Genomic DNA, 13598 nt, shown 5'->3' with positions numbered 1-13598 from the left:
TACTCCGAAGTTCGTGAAAATGGTGTCTTTTTACACAACGCTGACTGGAATCGCGCTATCAATAGATGAATGATATTGGTGCTATTTAAACGACTGAGAAAAGCTATATTTTGCTTGTTTGAGTATCTAAAAATCATCACCAGAATAGATGCAAAAGATGCTCTGAAAAATAAAAAGCCAGCGATATAATTTCGCTGGCTTGATGTGTTTCTACAAGAGTTACCCTTTCCACTCATACAACGCTGGTATACGAATTTGCTCACCTTGGAACTCAACAATCACAGCTTGCGGTTGTATTTCTCTTAGAGTGACCTGATCATCAACGACATCCCCTTGATGATACTCAACATTGTTAATTTTCACCCAACGGCGATTTTCATCACTAGCATACATATGGGTTTGCAAATTAAGCGCAGGTAGACGCCCTTGCCACTGGTGAGCGTTGCGCTCTAAATCGTTCACGCGTGCCGTTTGTGATGATGAATTGTCATCATCTCGGGATAAAGCATTTTCGACCTTCCTAGCTAAATCAGGAGATAATGAGGATAAATCCAGATCATCCAAAGACAACCCGAGGTCCTCTTCAGCAGCAGAAGTCGTTTGGGTTGATGCTGAGTTGCGTGTTTCATCTCTGCTTGGTGTATGGCTCGTGTATTCATCGGGGGTGGTAAATGTACCAAAATCACGCGATAGCTCTGCACTTGGCCACTCTCTTGGCAATTGGGCCAACTGGGTGTTCTCTGGATAGTCTAATACTTTGAAAGGTGATACCACTTCGACCTTTTCTATCGGGGACGTTGTATCTACTTCAACACTCGGTGCAAAGAGATCTAAGTACCAAGCGACTCCAATAGCAGAAGCAGTGATTGGCAGCAAGAACAGACCTATATGTTTCACAGCTGACATTATGCGTCCTCCTTTTCTATTCTCGCCAGTTGAGGCGCATCTGGCTGAACATTTTGCTGAAGTCGGTCTAGCGTTCGCTTACCTGCAATACCATCGACACCAATTCCTTGCCAACGTTGAAATAACTCGACTCGCTCTTTCATCGCACCATCAAAAATAGACGTTTCAAGTAGTGGCTCACTCACCGCTTCTGCTAATAATCGGTCTAATACTTCAATCGCAGGGCCTTCCATGTCTAAACGTAATGTTTCATTCAGCGGAGCATGCCACAGCTCGATAATATTTCCCTGCCACAACGGCTTTAGCCACGAAACTGGCAGACGGAGACGCTGCTTACCATTGAGCACTTCAGCTTGATCATTACCGACGGCATATAGAATGACATACCCAACATCACCTTGATAATTCAACTCCAAGATCACAGGGCGATTTTGTTGCATCAACAGCGGCCAAGTCGCCATTTTACGCTCACAACGCATAGTCGACTGCGGTTCTGACAAACAAAGATTATCGCGAACCGATGCTTGATACCCCCACAAACGATACAAATCATTTACAGCGAGGTTCGACTGTTTTTGTGTTAACAATAAAGCACGCTGCTCATCCGTTAACTGTTGGCTGACGACGGTTGGTGTTGGCTCTACTCTTGGCTCCGTCACTTGTGTCAACACTGACGTCGCTTGAGCTGGCATATAATTCACGACCGCCCACCCCGTACTTAATGCAGCAATAAGGCCTACCGTGACAGAGCCCCAAGCAGGCCAACGGAAAGTCCGGCGCTCTTTTTTATCTTGCTGATAAATATCTGCCTGAAACTGCATCACCTCTTCACAGGCCTGCTGAACGGTTTGCTTATCCACAACCACATTACCCTGGTGATAACTAATGTTGAGGGATTTGTCACAGATAAGGTTGATGAGCCGCGGTATACCGTGACTGTATTTGGCTATAAGTTTACAAGAAGCACGATTAAACAGTTGCTGGTCGCCACCTGCTGTATGTAGTCGAAATGCGATGTAATCTTCTGTCTCTTTTTCATCCAACGGCAACAGGTGATAACGCCCGGTAATACGCTGGGCAAGTTGGCGTAGTTGTGTTGTTTGTAATAACCGCTGCAATTCAGGTTGCCCGACCAACAACACTTTGAGCAGTTTTCTGGTATCGGTTTCCAAGTTGGTCAACAAGCGCAACTGCTCTAGAACGTCGGCAGCAAGGTGTTGAGCCTCATCAATGACCAGCAATGTCTGCCAGCCTGAACGATAATTACGCAGCAAATATTGATGGATAACCTGGTTTAGCTGTTTGAGGTTTGCATCTGGTGGATAGGTGATTTTGAACTCATCACAAATGGCTTCGAGCAAGTCCCGACTCGAAAACGTGGGATTGAGGATAAGACCCGCTTTGGTGTTATCACCCAAATTCGCCAGCATCGCTTTTGCGACAGTCGTTTTGCCTGTACCTACTTCGCCAGTAAGCATAGCAAAACCACCGCCATCGCCTAGCCCGGCTTGGAGATGTGTGATTGCCTCTTTGTGACGTTGGCTTAAATACAAATAACGTGAGTTTGGAACAATCGAAAATGGTTGTTCGACAAACCCAAAAAAGTCCTTATACATTAGGCTCTCCAGCTAAAAAACCACCTGAGAATAGTCAGATATAATATAAACATAGCCGCATCTACTCTCGGGAGTAAAGAAAAGTACCATTGCTTGCTACAATGTCCAACGGCATATCCATAAATTAAGAGGTAATTCGTGCAAGTTTATTTAGTAGGTGGCGCAGTTCGAGATAAATTGCTCGGAATTGATAGCTATGACAACGATTGGGTGGTCGTAGGCGCGACGCCTGAGATGATGTTGTCCCAAGGGTACACCGCCGTTGGTAAAGACTTTCCTGTATTTCTGCATCCCAAAAGTAAAGAAGAACATGCCCTTGCACGAACAGAGAGAAAGTCAGGTTCTGGTTACACTGGTTTTGAATGTTTCTTCGATCAAAACGTCACCTTAGAAGAAGATTTGATACGTCGTGATTTAACCATTAACGCGATGGCAATGGAGAGTGATGGCACGATCCATGACCCATATGGTGGCCAGCAAGATCTCAACGATAAACTGCTACGCCATGTATCAGACGCCTTTATTGAAGACCCTCTACGCGTTTTACGTGTCGCTCGCTTCGCTGCAAAGCTTGCTGATCTAAACTTTACGGTTGCCGACGAAACTATGCGGTTAATGCGTCACATGGCAGAATCTGGAGAGCTAAGTACACTGACTCCCGAGCGTGTTTGGCAAGAATGGCATAAATCTCTCCCTACTCCTCGCCCTGATATTTTCTTATCGGTTCTACGAGACTGTGGTGCATTAACCGTGGTTTTACCTGAAATTGATGCACTATTTGGCGTACCTCAACCTGAGAAGTGGCATCCAGAAATCGATACTGGCATCCATACTTTGATGGTGGCAGAGCAAGCCGCAAAATTGAGTAACTCACTCCCCGTCAGGTTTGCCGCCCAAGTGCATGACTTGGGTAAAGGCGTGACGCCAGAGAGCGAATGGCCAAGCCACAAAATGCATTGCCATACAGGATTAAAACTGATCAAAAAGCTGTGCGAACGTGTCCGGGTACCAAATGAGTTTCGTGATTTAGCCTTGATGGTGTGCGAACAGCATTCCAATATTCATCGCGCGGCTGAACTTAAACCACAAACCATAATTAAAATACTCAATAAGCTCGATGTGTGGCGTAAGCCCGAACGTCTGCAAGATATCTTGCTTTGCTGCCAAGCGGATCACACTGGTCGTAAAGGACTGGAAACGCAACCATATCCACAGGCGGATATTTTTAGGCAAGCCTACCAAGCAGCAGCGGCAGTTGACGTTCAAACCATAATCAAAGAGGGCTTTAAAGGCCCTGCGATTCGTGACGAGCAAGAAAAACGACGTATTGAAGCAGTGAAAGCAGCGCTTAAGAAGTAACGAACAAACAAAAACGCCCGCGGATTTCGCGGGCGTTTTTCGTTAGCATCAATTATGCACTTAATAGAAAAGCGAACAAACCGACGCCCAAAATGAGACGGTAAATCACAAACGGTGTCATGCCCATGCGTGAAATCATCTTCAAGAAGAAGTGGATACAGATGTACGCACTGATAAACGATGTGATAATGCCAGTAAGTAAGAAACCAACATGGACAGGTTCACCACTGGTCACTAACTTCATGCCTAAGTAGCTACCAGCTAATGTAATGATTGGGATCGACATTAAAAACGAAAATCGGGCAGCCGCTTCTCGAGTAAAGCCAAGGTAAAGCGCTGCTGTGATGGTCGCCCCTGAACGTGAAGTTCCAGGAATCATCGCTAAGGCTTGAGCAATACCGATAAATACAGCTTTCTTCCAACCCGTTTGGTATTCATCGGCAACGAGTTTAGCGTTTTTGTCTACCCACCATAGCAACAAGCCAAATACGATCGTGGTAGTCGCGATGACGTAAGCGCTACGTAGATACACTTCAATGATGTCTTTCATCAATAGACCGAACACACAAGCTGGAATCGTCGCAATCACGATCATCCAAGCCAATTTAGCCTCTTTACTGCGATCTCCTTTAAAGATCGAAGCAAATAACGCTTGAAACAAAGTGATTACTTCATGACGAAAATAGATCACGACAGCCATTAATGTACCGACGTGAACAGCAACATCAAAGGCCAGACCTTGGTCTTCCCATCCTAAAATAGCGGAAGGCAGGATCAAATGGGCAGAGCTTGAGATAGGCAAAAACTCTGTCAGCCCCTGAATCAGAGCCAAAATAAAGGCTTCAAAATAACTCATGTAAACAACTCAAATTAAAAATGAAAGGAAACGGGTTTGAGCGAATCGACTGGCTGCATAGCATGCCAAATGTCTGCGACTGTGCGTCCATCGCCTGGGATCACTAATTGCGGTTCGAGATCATACAACGGCTTTGTGACAAAAGGATATTTGTAGATATCACTGCGAGGTAGCTCAGGTTTTTTCTTGGAGACGCGCTCACCGAACAACACTATATCGAGATCCAGTGTTCGATCCTGATACTTTTGCGCGTTTTCTTCGCGTCCCCATTTAAATTCAATCTCGCGTAGTTGATGGCTCAACTCTTCTAATGACAACTCGGTACGCATTGCAACGACAAAGTTGTAGAAATTCTTACTGCTAAAACCAATAGGTTCGCATTCATATATCGGTGATACGAGGAGATTTTCTCCAAGCCGTTGCAGCTCCTGATACGCAGCAAGCACATGTTGCTCTCTTTCTACGTTCGTCCCAACACCGATATAGGTGGTGATCATGCTCGGCCTCGCTCAATCACCACACCAACAGCACGTGCTTGCGGCACGGCGCCAGGCTTCGCTAGGCGGATTTTCACCCAAGGCACAGAGAAACGCTGCATGATAAGCTCTGCTACTTCTTCAGCCACGCGCTCGACCAGTAAGAAACGACCATTTTCAATGTGGTTAAGTACCGCCTCACTCACCTGCGAATAATCCAGTGCATCTTGCACATCATCACTTTTGCCCGCAGGTTTATTATCGTGTGCCATTTCAATATCTAGAACCAACTTTTGTTTGATTTGTTGTTCCCAGTCGTACACGCCAATGGTGGTGATTACTTCTAACTGTTCAATAAAAACTTTATCCAGAGCCATCTTATGTCCTTCTATTACAGAGGTCGGATACCCGTGAGGGGTAATTTGATCGTAGTATTCTATACCTAAGTAACATTTACTTTGGTCATCACAATGTTACTTAGGTATAAACTGCGAAAGCATCTTTATATACAAGAAATCACATAATGCAAGCTCTATCACAGTGAGGATTTCTGCATTATGTAAATTCGGGGTATGATAGCAACTACGCGGGAACCGAGCATTAAATTCCAATCCATCAAGGACTTCTATGGACGCACTGGCACTGATAATGACAATGGCCGCCTATTTATTAGGTTCGGTTTCCAGTGCGGTTTTGATCTGTCGACTCTTAAAACTGCCAGACCCACGCAGTGTGGGATCTAACAATCCTGGAGCAACGAACGTATTGCGTATTGGCGGACGAGGAGCCGCTGTTTCAGTCTTGTTGTGCGATATGCTCAAAGGCACTATCCCCGTGTGGGGCGGATACTTTCTTGGTATCGACCCTATCATTCTTGGCGTCATCGCCATTGCTGCCTGTCTTGGCCACATGTACCCCATCTTTTTCCACTTTAAAGGCGGAAAAGGTGTCGCAACCGCGCTTGGCGCTATCGCTCCGATTGGTTTGGACTTAACTGGATTGGTAATGTTAACTTGGCTGTCAGTAGCCGCGCTATTCCGCTATTCATCCTTAGCGGCTCTCGTCACGGTTTTGGTCACTCCGTTTTATACTTGGATGTTTAAACCGCAATACACGTTACCTGTTGCTATGCTGTGCTGCTTAATCGTATTTAAGCATCATCAAAATATTCGTCGGCTTTTGTCTGGCGACGAGCCAAAAATCGGCGAGAAAAAACTGACACAAAAAAACTCGGCTTAATGCCGAGTTTTTCGTTTAAAGAAGGATGTATTGGTTACGCATGAACTCGATTCAGGAAGTTCAACAACATCTGGTTGACGAACTCAGGTTGCTCTAAACAACTGATGTGTCCCGCTTGGGGAATCTCCACCAACTCACTGCCTGTGATACAGTCTTTCATTAAATAAGATTCAAAAACTGGACGTGGTTTATCTTCACAGCCCACTGCAATTAACGTCGGCAGAGCAAATTTTTCCGAATCCTCAATCACATCCCGGCGACCAAACACCATGCGCCCCATGCGAGCTACTTCCACCGCACGCTCACCGTTCAGCTCTTCTAAACTGCGTTTGAATGAAGCGACAAGTTTAGGGTTATCCTGATTGACGTTGTTGGCAAAGAACAGCGGCACAACGGCTTCAATAATTGGCGCAGGCACTGCTTGGACTTGGCTGATGGTATCAAGCATTGCAAAATACTTTTTATACGTAACTTCTGGCTCCCAGCCAATGAAGGTATCCATCAATACCAGTGACTTAACACGTTGCGGCGCTTGAGCCGTTAGCTCAGCTCCCCACATGCCGCCAACAGATAAGCCCACTATCGAGAATTCTTCGATATCTAAATGATCCATCAATGCCAACATATGTTGTGCATAGTCGGCCAATGACTGTGTCGATGCAGGTGCAGCGTCCGATTCACCATGTGCCCAAAGATCTGGCACAATACAACGGAATGACTGGCTTAAAACCTCAACTTGTGGCGCCCACATTTGGCTATCCCAAAGGTAACTATGACCAAATAGAAGCACAGGGCCCTCACCTTTATCTAGATAAGCAAGTTGCTGACCTTCAATTTCAAACTTATTCATTGTTATATCCATTTCTTATTCTTCCACGTCATCCTAGCACTGAAACAATCGCGAACTGATCGCATCAGTCAGAATGTAAAACGAGGCGGTTCATTGAATAATTAAAAATAAAGGCCTCTGAGGAGCAGAGACCTTTATTACAAAGAACCGGTTTCAAACCTACCGCATAAATTTGACTAAGCGACAGGTGTTAGTTGATCAATTGGCCAACGTGGACGAGCCTCTACTGACATATCAGCCACTTCGCCATTCTTCAAGCGCTGCATGCCTGCGTAAGCGATCATCGCACCGTTATCTGTACAGAACTCAGTACGTGGGTAGTAAACTTCGCCGCCAACTTTCTTCGCTAACTTCTCTAACTCAGCTCGCAAACGACGGTTAGCACTCACACCACCAGCAATAACAATGCGTTTCATGCCTGTTTGCTCAAGCGCGCGCTTACATTTAATAGCCAACGTAGCACACACAGCCTCTTCAAATGCCAATGCGATGTCCGCGCGGGTTTGCTCGTCATCACCGTTTGCAGCAATCGTGTTAGCCGTAAAGGTTTTTAGACCAGAGAAACTCATGTCCAAACCTGGCACATTCGTCATTGGGCGCGGGAACTTAAAGCGGCCCGGTGTACCTTTTTCCGCCAGTTTAGATAATAGTGGACCGCCTGGGTAATCCAAACCCATTAGCTTCGCTGTTTTATCAAACGCTTCGCCCGCCGCATCATCAATCGACTCACCTAGAATTTTGTACTCACCGATGCCTCTCACTTCCACCATCATAGAGTGACCGCCCGATACTAATACCGCCACAAACGGGAACGGTGGAGGGTTATCTTCCAACATTGGGGCCAATAGGTGACCTTCCATATGATGAACAGGTACCGCTGGCACTCCCCAAGCATAAGCAATACTGCGACCGATAGTCGCACCCACTAATAGCGCCCCAACAAGACCAGGCCCCGCGGTATACGCGACACCATCGATGTCTTTTGAAGTTAAGTTCGCTTCTTTTAGTGCCTCTTTAATAAGAGGAATGGTTTTCTTTACGTGGTCACGTGAAGCCAACTCAGGCACCACACCGCCGTAATCTGCGTGCAGTTTTACTTGGCTGTATAGCTTGTGTGACAAGAGACCGTTTTCATCGTCATAAATTGCGATGCCAGTCTCGTCACAAGAGGTTTCAATACCAATAATGCGCATGGTTTTCTCAGTATGCTTTCTGTATAGAGGAAATTTGGGCGTCATATTACCTCGCCTTGGTGCTGCAAACAAATTTTGTACAGACAATAATCGACAAAAGGCTTTACAAAGTAGTTGTGATCGGATTAAAATTCCGCACCATTTTTGATCAAGCTGGTAAGAGACCTAACAATTGTGATTTGGTCTGTTGAATACCAGCGTTAACGAATAACCCCTGAGGTGAAAGGCATATGCCAGTAGTTAAAGTACGTGAAAACGAACCGTTCGACGTTGCTCTACGTCGTTTTAAGCGCTCTTGCGAAAAAGCAGGTATCCTTTCTGAAGTGCGTCGTCGTGAGCACTACGAAAAACCAACTACAGTTCGCAAACGCGCTAAAGCAGCAGCTCAAAAGCGTCACGCTAAGAAGCTAGCTCGCGAAAACGCTCGTCGCGTTCGCCTGTACTAATAACTGAGCTCCAAAAGGAATTTAGTTATGGCTCTGATTGATCAACTCAAAGAAGAGCAAAAATTAGCGATGAAAGCCAAGGACAAATTGCGCCTTGGTACTATTCGTTTAGCCCTATCAGCAATCAAGCAACGTGAAGTTGACGAACAGATTACTCTGAACGATGACGACATTCTTGCAGTATTGACCAAGATGGTTAAACAACGTCGCGATTCTGTAGCGCAGTTTGAAGCAGCGGGTCGTCAAGATCTTGCTGATGCGGAACAAGCAGAAATTACCGTTCTTGAGGACTTTATGCCTCAACCACTGACAGACGAAGAAGTAGCGGCTCTCATCGAGAACGCGATTGCTGAATCTGGCGCAGCTGGCATGCAAGACATGGGCAAAGTAATGGGCGTTCTGAAACCGCAAATTCAAGGGCGTGCAGATATGGGTAAAGTAAGCGGTTTAGTTCGCGCTAAATTGGCTTAAGGTACCCCACCCAATTGCAGCAAGCCGTGCTATCCTTTGGAGCGCACGGCTTGTTTGTATCTGGATGGATGGAATGAAATCAATGGGCAATACGCTCATTCTTTTAAGGCATTCACTCCACTCATCATCTTCTTTTTTTGTTAGGTTTTATGGCTGGACACATCCCTCGCAGTTTTATCGATGACCTTCTAGCTCGACTTGATATTGTCGATATCATCGACGCACGTGTGAAACTTAAGAAAAAAGGCAAAAACTACGGCGCATGCTGCCCGTTCCACAACGAAAAGACACCCTCATTCAGTGTCAGTCAAGAAAAGCAGTTCTACCATTGTTTTGGTTGTGGCGCGCATGGAAATGCCATCGATTTTTTGATGGAATTCGACCGACTAGAATTCGTCGAAGCCATTGAAGAACTCGCTTCATACTTGGGTTTAGATGTTCCTCGCGAACAACGTAGCGGCGGTAATGGTTCGTTTCAATCAGGCCCACAAGCAAGCAGCAGTGAAAAACGTAACCTATACGACTTAATGGGCAGCATTGCTCAATTTTATCGTAACCAACTCAAACAGCCAGCAAGTAAGGTGGCGATTGAGTATCTAAAAGATCGCGGCCTGTCTGGTGAAATCGTCCAGAAGTTTGGCATCGGCTATGTGGCTGATGAATGGGATTTAGTTCGTAAGAACTTTGGCCAGAATAAAGAAAACCAAGACATGCTCGTCACTGGCGGCATGTTGATTGAAAACGATAAAGGCAACCGCTACGACCGATTCCGTGGTCGAGTGATGTTTCCTATTCGAGACAGACGCGGTCGAGTAATAGGCTTTGGTGGTCGAGTATTAGGTGATGGGACACCAAAATATCTCAACTCACCCGAAACCCCGATATTTCATAAAGGTAAAGAGTTGTATGGCCTTTATGAAGTACTACAAGCGTACCGTGAGCCACCACAAATTTTAGTGGTTGAAGGCTATATGGATGTTGTCGCGCTTGCTCAATATGGCGTAGATTATTCCGTTGCCTCATTGGGAACCTCGACAACGAGCGATCACTTGCAAGTGTTATTCAGGCAAACAAGCACCGTCGTGTGTTGTTATGACGGTGACCGCGCAGGCCGTGAAGCCGCGTGGCGTGCCATGGAAAATGCATTGCCTTACCTAACGGATGGTCGCCAGTTAAAATTCATGTTTTTGCCGGATGGAGAAGATCCCGACTCTTATATCCGACAAAACGGAAAACAAGCATTTGAGCAGCAAGTGTCTAATGCGATGCCCTTGTCTGAATTCATGTTCAGCTCATTGACTCAGCAGGTCGATATGAGCACGAAAGAAGGCATGGCAAAACTGAGTACTCTTGCGGTTCCTCTCATTGATAAAGTCCCTGGCGGCACTTTAAGACTATACTTGAGAGAATTGCTTGGCCGCCGTTTGGGTTTGGTTGATGAACGCCAACTACAGCAGCTAATTTCAAAACAAGGTAAAGAGGATAAAAGGCCTCAACCTCATAAAGAAATCAAGCGAACGCCGATGCGAGAAGTGATCGCGTTACTGATTCAAAACCCACAATACGTAAGTATGGTGCCAGATCTAACTAGCGTTAGAGATTTGCCCATTCCTGGTCTAAGTTTATTTGTTGATGTACTTGATAAATGCCAAGCGCATCCCCATATCAACACAGGCCAATTATTAGAGCATTGGCGAAACAGCCAAAATGAGACCCTTCTGTCTCGTCTCGCGAGTTGGGACATTCCACTCGATGAGGACAACCAAGAAGAAATCTTTTTAGACTCACTGGATAAAATTATTGCCCAGTGCGTAGAAAAACAAATTGAAAACCTGCAGGCCAAAGCAAGAAGTGTCGGTTTATCAGCCGAAGAGAAAAGGGAGCTGCTAGCACTTATGCTAGATTTAAAAGCGTAACCCTGTTTAATTAGTCAGCAACGATTTAATTTGTTATAGTAAGTGGTTTGCATTTCGCATACTGATTCCTTCACCAGATTACGAAGTTGGATACCGTCTATGGATCACAATCCGCAGTCACAGCTAAAGTCACTTGTTATTAAAGGCAAGGAACAAGGCTATCTGACCTACGCCGAAGTAAATGACCACCTACCTGCTGAAATCGTAGATTCAGAACAGGTAGAAGACATCATTCAGATGATCAACGACATGGGCATTAAGGTAGTAGAAACTGCTCCTGATGCTGATGATTTAGCACTGAACGATGACACAAATATTACCGATGAAGATGCAGCCGAAGCTGCAGCCGCTGCACTTTCTAGCGTAGAGAGTGAGATTGGTCGTACAACAGACCCAGTACGTATGTACATGCGTGAGATGGGTACTGTCGAACTTCTAACTCGCGAAGGCGAAATCGACATCGCAAAACGTATTGAAGAAGGTATTAACCAAGTTCAATCGTCTGTTGCTGAATACCCAGGCACAATTCCGTACATTCTTGAGCAATTTGACAAAGTTCAAGCTGAAGAACTACGTCTTACAGACCTAATTTCAGGTTTTGTAGATCCAGATGCTGACGACACCGCTGCACCAACGGCAACACACATCGGTTCTGAACTGACTGAATCTCAGTTAGAAGAAGAAGACGATGAAGACGTTGATGACGACGAAGATAGCGATGACGATTCAGATGATTCTGAAGAAGATGTAGGTATCGATCCTGAATTAGCGCTAGAGAAATTCAACCAACTACGCAGCACCTATCAAAATCTTCAATTAGCAATCAACGAGTACGGCTATAACAGCCCGAAAGCAACCGTTGCTAATGAAATGATGCTAGACGTATTCCGCGAGTTTCGTCTAACGCCTAAACAGTTTGATCACCTAGTGAATGAACTGCGTACTGCTATGGATCGCGTTCGTACTCAAGAGCGTCTGATCATGAAGTCTGTGGTTGAATACGGCAAAATGCCGAAGAAATCATTCATCGCGCTGTTCACTGGTAATGAATCAAGTGAAGCTTGGCTGGATGAAGTTCTTGCTTCAGACAAGCCATACGCTGAAAAGATCAAACGTAACGAAGAAGAAATCCGTCGTTCAATCGCTAAACTAAAAATGATTGAAGAAGAGACTTCTCTAAACGTACAGAACATTAAAGACATCAGCCGTCGTATGTCTATCGGTGAAGCAAAAGCTCGCCGTGCGAAGAAAGAGATGGTTGAAGCGAACTTGCGTCTTGTAATTTCTATCGCGAAGAAATACACCAACCGTGGCCTACAGTTCTTGGATCTGATCCAAGAAGGTAACATCGGTCTGATGAAAGCGGTAGATAAGTTCGAATATCGTCGTGGTTACAAGTTCTCGACTTACGCAACGTGGTGGATCCGTCAGGCAATCACTCGTTCAATCGCGGACCAAGCACGTACGATTCGTATCCCGGTACACATGATCGAAACGATCAACAAGCTAAACCGTATTTCTCGTCAAATGTTGCAAGAGATGGGTCGCGAGCCACTACCGGAAGAACTGGCAGAGCGCATGCAAATGCCAGAAGACAAGATTCGTAAAGTTCTAAAAATCGCTAAAGAGCCTATCTCAATGGAGACACCAATCGGTGACGACGAAGATTCGCATCTAGGTGATTTTATCGAAGATACAACGCTAGAACTTCCGCTAGATTCTGCAACTGCAACTAGCCTTAAGGTGGCAACAAAAGACGTGCTTGCAGGTCTAACGCCACGTGAAGCGAAAGTACTTCGTATGCGTTTTGGTATTGACATGAACACTGACCATACTCTAGAAGAAGTTGGTAAGCAGTTCGACGTTACTCGTGAGCGTATCCGTCAGATCGAAGCAAAAGCACTACGTAAACTTCGCCACCCAAGCCGCTCAGAGACTCTGCGCAGCTTCCTAGACGAATAATCGCAGCGCATACAAGCTTTTAGAAATCAAAAAAGGTGACTTTAGGTCACCTTTTTTATTATCTACTGTTCTAAGTGGATAAAAACTAAGCGCAATTGCCCTAGTTGGTATCTAGACACCTTGCAACGCTTCCCCTATAATCGTTGTCCTATTAAGGCCCCTTAGCTCAGTGGTTAGAGCAGTCGACTCATAATCGATTGGTCCGCAGTTCAAGTCTGCGAGGGGCCACCATATTCCTTAAGGCTTATGGAGAAATCCGTAAGCCTTTATCTTTTCTAGTCCCTTCCATATCCGGTCCGCGATTACTT

13 protein-coding genes and 1 tRNA gene are annotated in these 13598 nt (G+C 45.5%); 7 read left to right on the top strand and 7 right to left on the bottom strand.

Annotated features, from left to right (window positions below):
• Nucleotides 1-219 precede the first annotated feature (219 nt).
• Both R7041_RS15655 and R7041_RS15650 read right to left on the bottom strand, forming a co-directional pair.
• A complete protein-coding gene (locus R7041_RS15655; protein ID WP_005387437.1) occupies nucleotides 220-906 on the bottom strand; it encodes a general secretion pathway protein GspB in 687 nt (228 codons plus the stop codon).
• Nucleotides 906-2522, bottom strand: a complete 1617-nt coding sequence (locus R7041_RS15650; protein WP_104975840.1) for an ExeA family protein — start codon at nucleotides 2520-2522, stop codon at nucleotides 906-908. The genes R7041_RS15655 and R7041_RS15650 overlap by 1 nt, the downstream gene beginning before the upstream one ends.
• Before the next feature lie 138 nt (nucleotides 2523-2660).
• On the opposite strand from R7041_RS15650, the gene R7041_RS15645 reads away from it, so the two are divergent.
• Nucleotides 2661-3881, top strand: coding sequence for a multifunctional CCA addition/repair protein (locus tag R7041_RS15645; protein ID WP_170897527.1), 1221 nt, complete (start codon nucleotides 2661-2663; stop codon nucleotides 3879-3881).
• Between the two features lie 52 nt (nucleotides 3882-3933).
• On the opposite strand, the gene R7041_RS15640 is transcribed toward R7041_RS15645, so the two are convergent.
• Genes R7041_RS15640 through folB form a run of 3 tightly spaced genes read right to left on the bottom strand, consistent with a single transcriptional unit; the run spans nucleotide 3934 to nucleotide 5590 of the window.
• Nucleotides 3934-4737, bottom strand: coding sequence for an undecaprenyl-diphosphate phosphatase (locus R7041_RS15640; protein WP_017636143.1), 804 nt, complete (start codon nucleotides 4735-4737; stop codon nucleotides 3934-3936).
• Nucleotides 4738-4751: 14 nt separating this feature from the next.
• Nucleotides 4752-5234: a 2-amino-4-hydroxy-6-hydroxymethyldihydropteridine diphosphokinase gene (folK, locus tag R7041_RS15635; RefSeq protein ID WP_005387457.1), complete on the bottom strand. Its 483-nt coding sequence runs from the start codon at nucleotides 5232-5234 to the stop codon at nucleotides 4752-4754.
• Nucleotides 5231-5590: a bifunctional dihydroneopterin aldolase/7,8-dihydroneopterin epimerase gene (gene folB / locus R7041_RS15630; protein ID WP_005387458.1), complete on the bottom strand. Its 360-nt coding sequence runs from the start codon at nucleotides 5588-5590 to the stop codon at nucleotides 5231-5233. The genes folK and folB overlap by 4 nt, the downstream gene beginning before the upstream one ends.
• Before the next feature lie 250 nt (nucleotides 5591-5840).
• Between folB and plsY the strand changes: the two genes are divergently transcribed.
• Nucleotides 5841-6452 carry a glycerol-3-phosphate 1-O-acyltransferase PlsY gene (gene plsY, locus R7041_RS15625; RefSeq protein ID WP_005379857.1) on the top strand — a complete coding sequence of 204 codons (612 nt, stop codon included), beginning with the start codon at nucleotides 5841-5843 and terminating at the stop codon, nucleotides 6450-6452.
• A 34-nt stretch (nucleotides 6453-6486) separates the two neighbouring features.
• Here the strand turns inward: plsY and R7041_RS15620 are convergent, their stop codons facing one another.
• Both R7041_RS15620 and tsaD read right to left on the bottom strand, forming a co-directional pair.
• A complete protein-coding gene (locus tag R7041_RS15620; RefSeq protein ID WP_005379855.1) occupies nucleotides 6487-7302 on the bottom strand; it encodes an alpha/beta fold hydrolase in 816 nt (271 codons plus the stop codon).
• 176 nt (nucleotides 7303-7478) lie between these two features.
• Nucleotides 7479-8495, bottom strand: coding sequence for a tRNA (adenosine(37)-N6)-threonylcarbamoyltransferase complex transferase subunit TsaD (tsaD, locus tag R7041_RS15615; RefSeq protein ID WP_005379854.1), 1017 nt, complete (start codon nucleotides 8493-8495; stop codon nucleotides 7479-7481).
• A gap of 230 nt (nucleotides 8496-8725) precedes the next feature.
• Here tsaD and rpsU point away from each other — a divergent pair, with 230 nt between their 5' ends.
• The 5 genes from rpsU to R7041_RS15590 all read left to right on the top strand — a co-directional run bounded on the left by rpsU (nucleotide 8726) and on the right by R7041_RS15590 (nucleotide 13521).
• Nucleotides 8726-8941: a 30S ribosomal protein S21 gene (rpsU, locus tag R7041_RS15610; protein WP_001145625.1), complete on the top strand. Its 216-nt coding sequence runs from the start codon at nucleotides 8726-8728 to the stop codon at nucleotides 8939-8941.
• 27 nt (nucleotides 8942-8968) lie between these two features.
• Nucleotides 8969-9412, top strand: a complete 444-nt coding sequence (locus tag R7041_RS15605; RefSeq protein WP_005379720.1) for a GatB/YqeY domain-containing protein — start codon at nucleotides 8969-8971, stop codon at nucleotides 9410-9412.
• A gap of 149 nt (nucleotides 9413-9561) precedes the next feature.
• On the top strand, nucleotides 9562-11328 hold the full coding sequence (gene dnaG, locus R7041_RS15600) for a DNA primase (RefSeq protein ID WP_064368970.1): 1767 nt from the start codon (nucleotides 9562-9564) through the stop codon (nucleotides 11326-11328).
• 99 nt (nucleotides 11329-11427) lie between these two features.
• Complete coding sequence (gene rpoD, locus R7041_RS15595) at nucleotides 11428-13290, top strand: RNA polymerase sigma factor RpoD (RefSeq protein ID WP_005395986.1); 1863 nt, start codon at nucleotides 11428-11430, stop codon at nucleotides 13288-13290.
• Nucleotides 13291-13445: 155 nt separating this feature from the next.
• Nucleotides 13446-13521 (top strand) — tRNA-Ile (locus tag R7041_RS15590).
• The last annotated feature ends 77 nt before the right edge of the window (nucleotides 13522-13598 follow it).

The organism is Vibrio sp. 1751 (assembly GCF_033339895.1).
In the GTDB taxonomy this organism is placed as follows: Bacteria; Pseudomonadota; Gammaproteobacteria; order Enterobacterales; family Vibrionaceae; genus Vibrio; species Vibrio alginolyticus.
This window is presented reverse-complemented; position numbering and strand designations above follow the sequence as displayed.

Coding starts and splice junctions, on each gene's coding strand:
- R7041_RS15655 (WP_005387437.1), bottom strand. CDS start 906: ATGTCAGCTGTGAAACATATAGGTCTGTTCTTGCTGCCAATCACTGCT.
- R7041_RS15650 (WP_104975840.1), bottom strand. CDS start 2,522: ATGTATAAGGACTTTTTTGGGTTTGTCGAACAACCATTTTCGATTGTT.
- R7041_RS15640 (WP_017636143.1), bottom strand. CDS start 4,737: ATGAGTTATTTTGAAGCCTTTATTTTGGCTCTGATTCAGGGGCTGACA.
- folK (WP_005387457.1), bottom strand. CDS start 5,234: ATGATCACCACCTATATCGGTGTTGGGACGAACGTAGAAAGAGAGCAA.
- folB (WP_005387458.1), bottom strand. CDS start 5,590: ATGGCTCTGGATAAAGTTTTTATTGAACAGTTAGAAGTAATCACCACC.
- plsY (WP_005379857.1), top strand. CDS start 5,841: ATGGACGCACTGGCACTGATAATGACAATGGCCGCCTATTTATTAGGT.
- R7041_RS15620 (WP_005379855.1), bottom strand. CDS start 7,302: ATGAATAAGTTTGAAATTGAAGGTCAGCAACTTGCTTATCTAGATAAA.
- tsaD (WP_005379854.1), bottom strand. CDS start 8,495: ATGCGCATTATTGGTATTGAAACCTCTTGTGACGAGACTGGCATCGCA.
- rpsU (WP_001145625.1), top strand. CDS start 8,726: ATGCCAGTAGTTAAAGTACGTGAAAACGAACCGTTCGACGTTGCTCTA.
- R7041_RS15605 (WP_005379720.1), top strand. CDS start 8,969: ATGGCTCTGATTGATCAACTCAAAGAAGAGCAAAAATTAGCGATGAAA.
- dnaG (WP_064368970.1), top strand. CDS start 9,562: ATGGCTGGACACATCCCTCGCAGTTTTATCGATGACCTTCTAGCTCGA.
- rpoD (WP_005395986.1), top strand. CDS start 11,428: ATGGATCACAATCCGCAGTCACAGCTAAAGTCACTTGTTATTAAAGGC.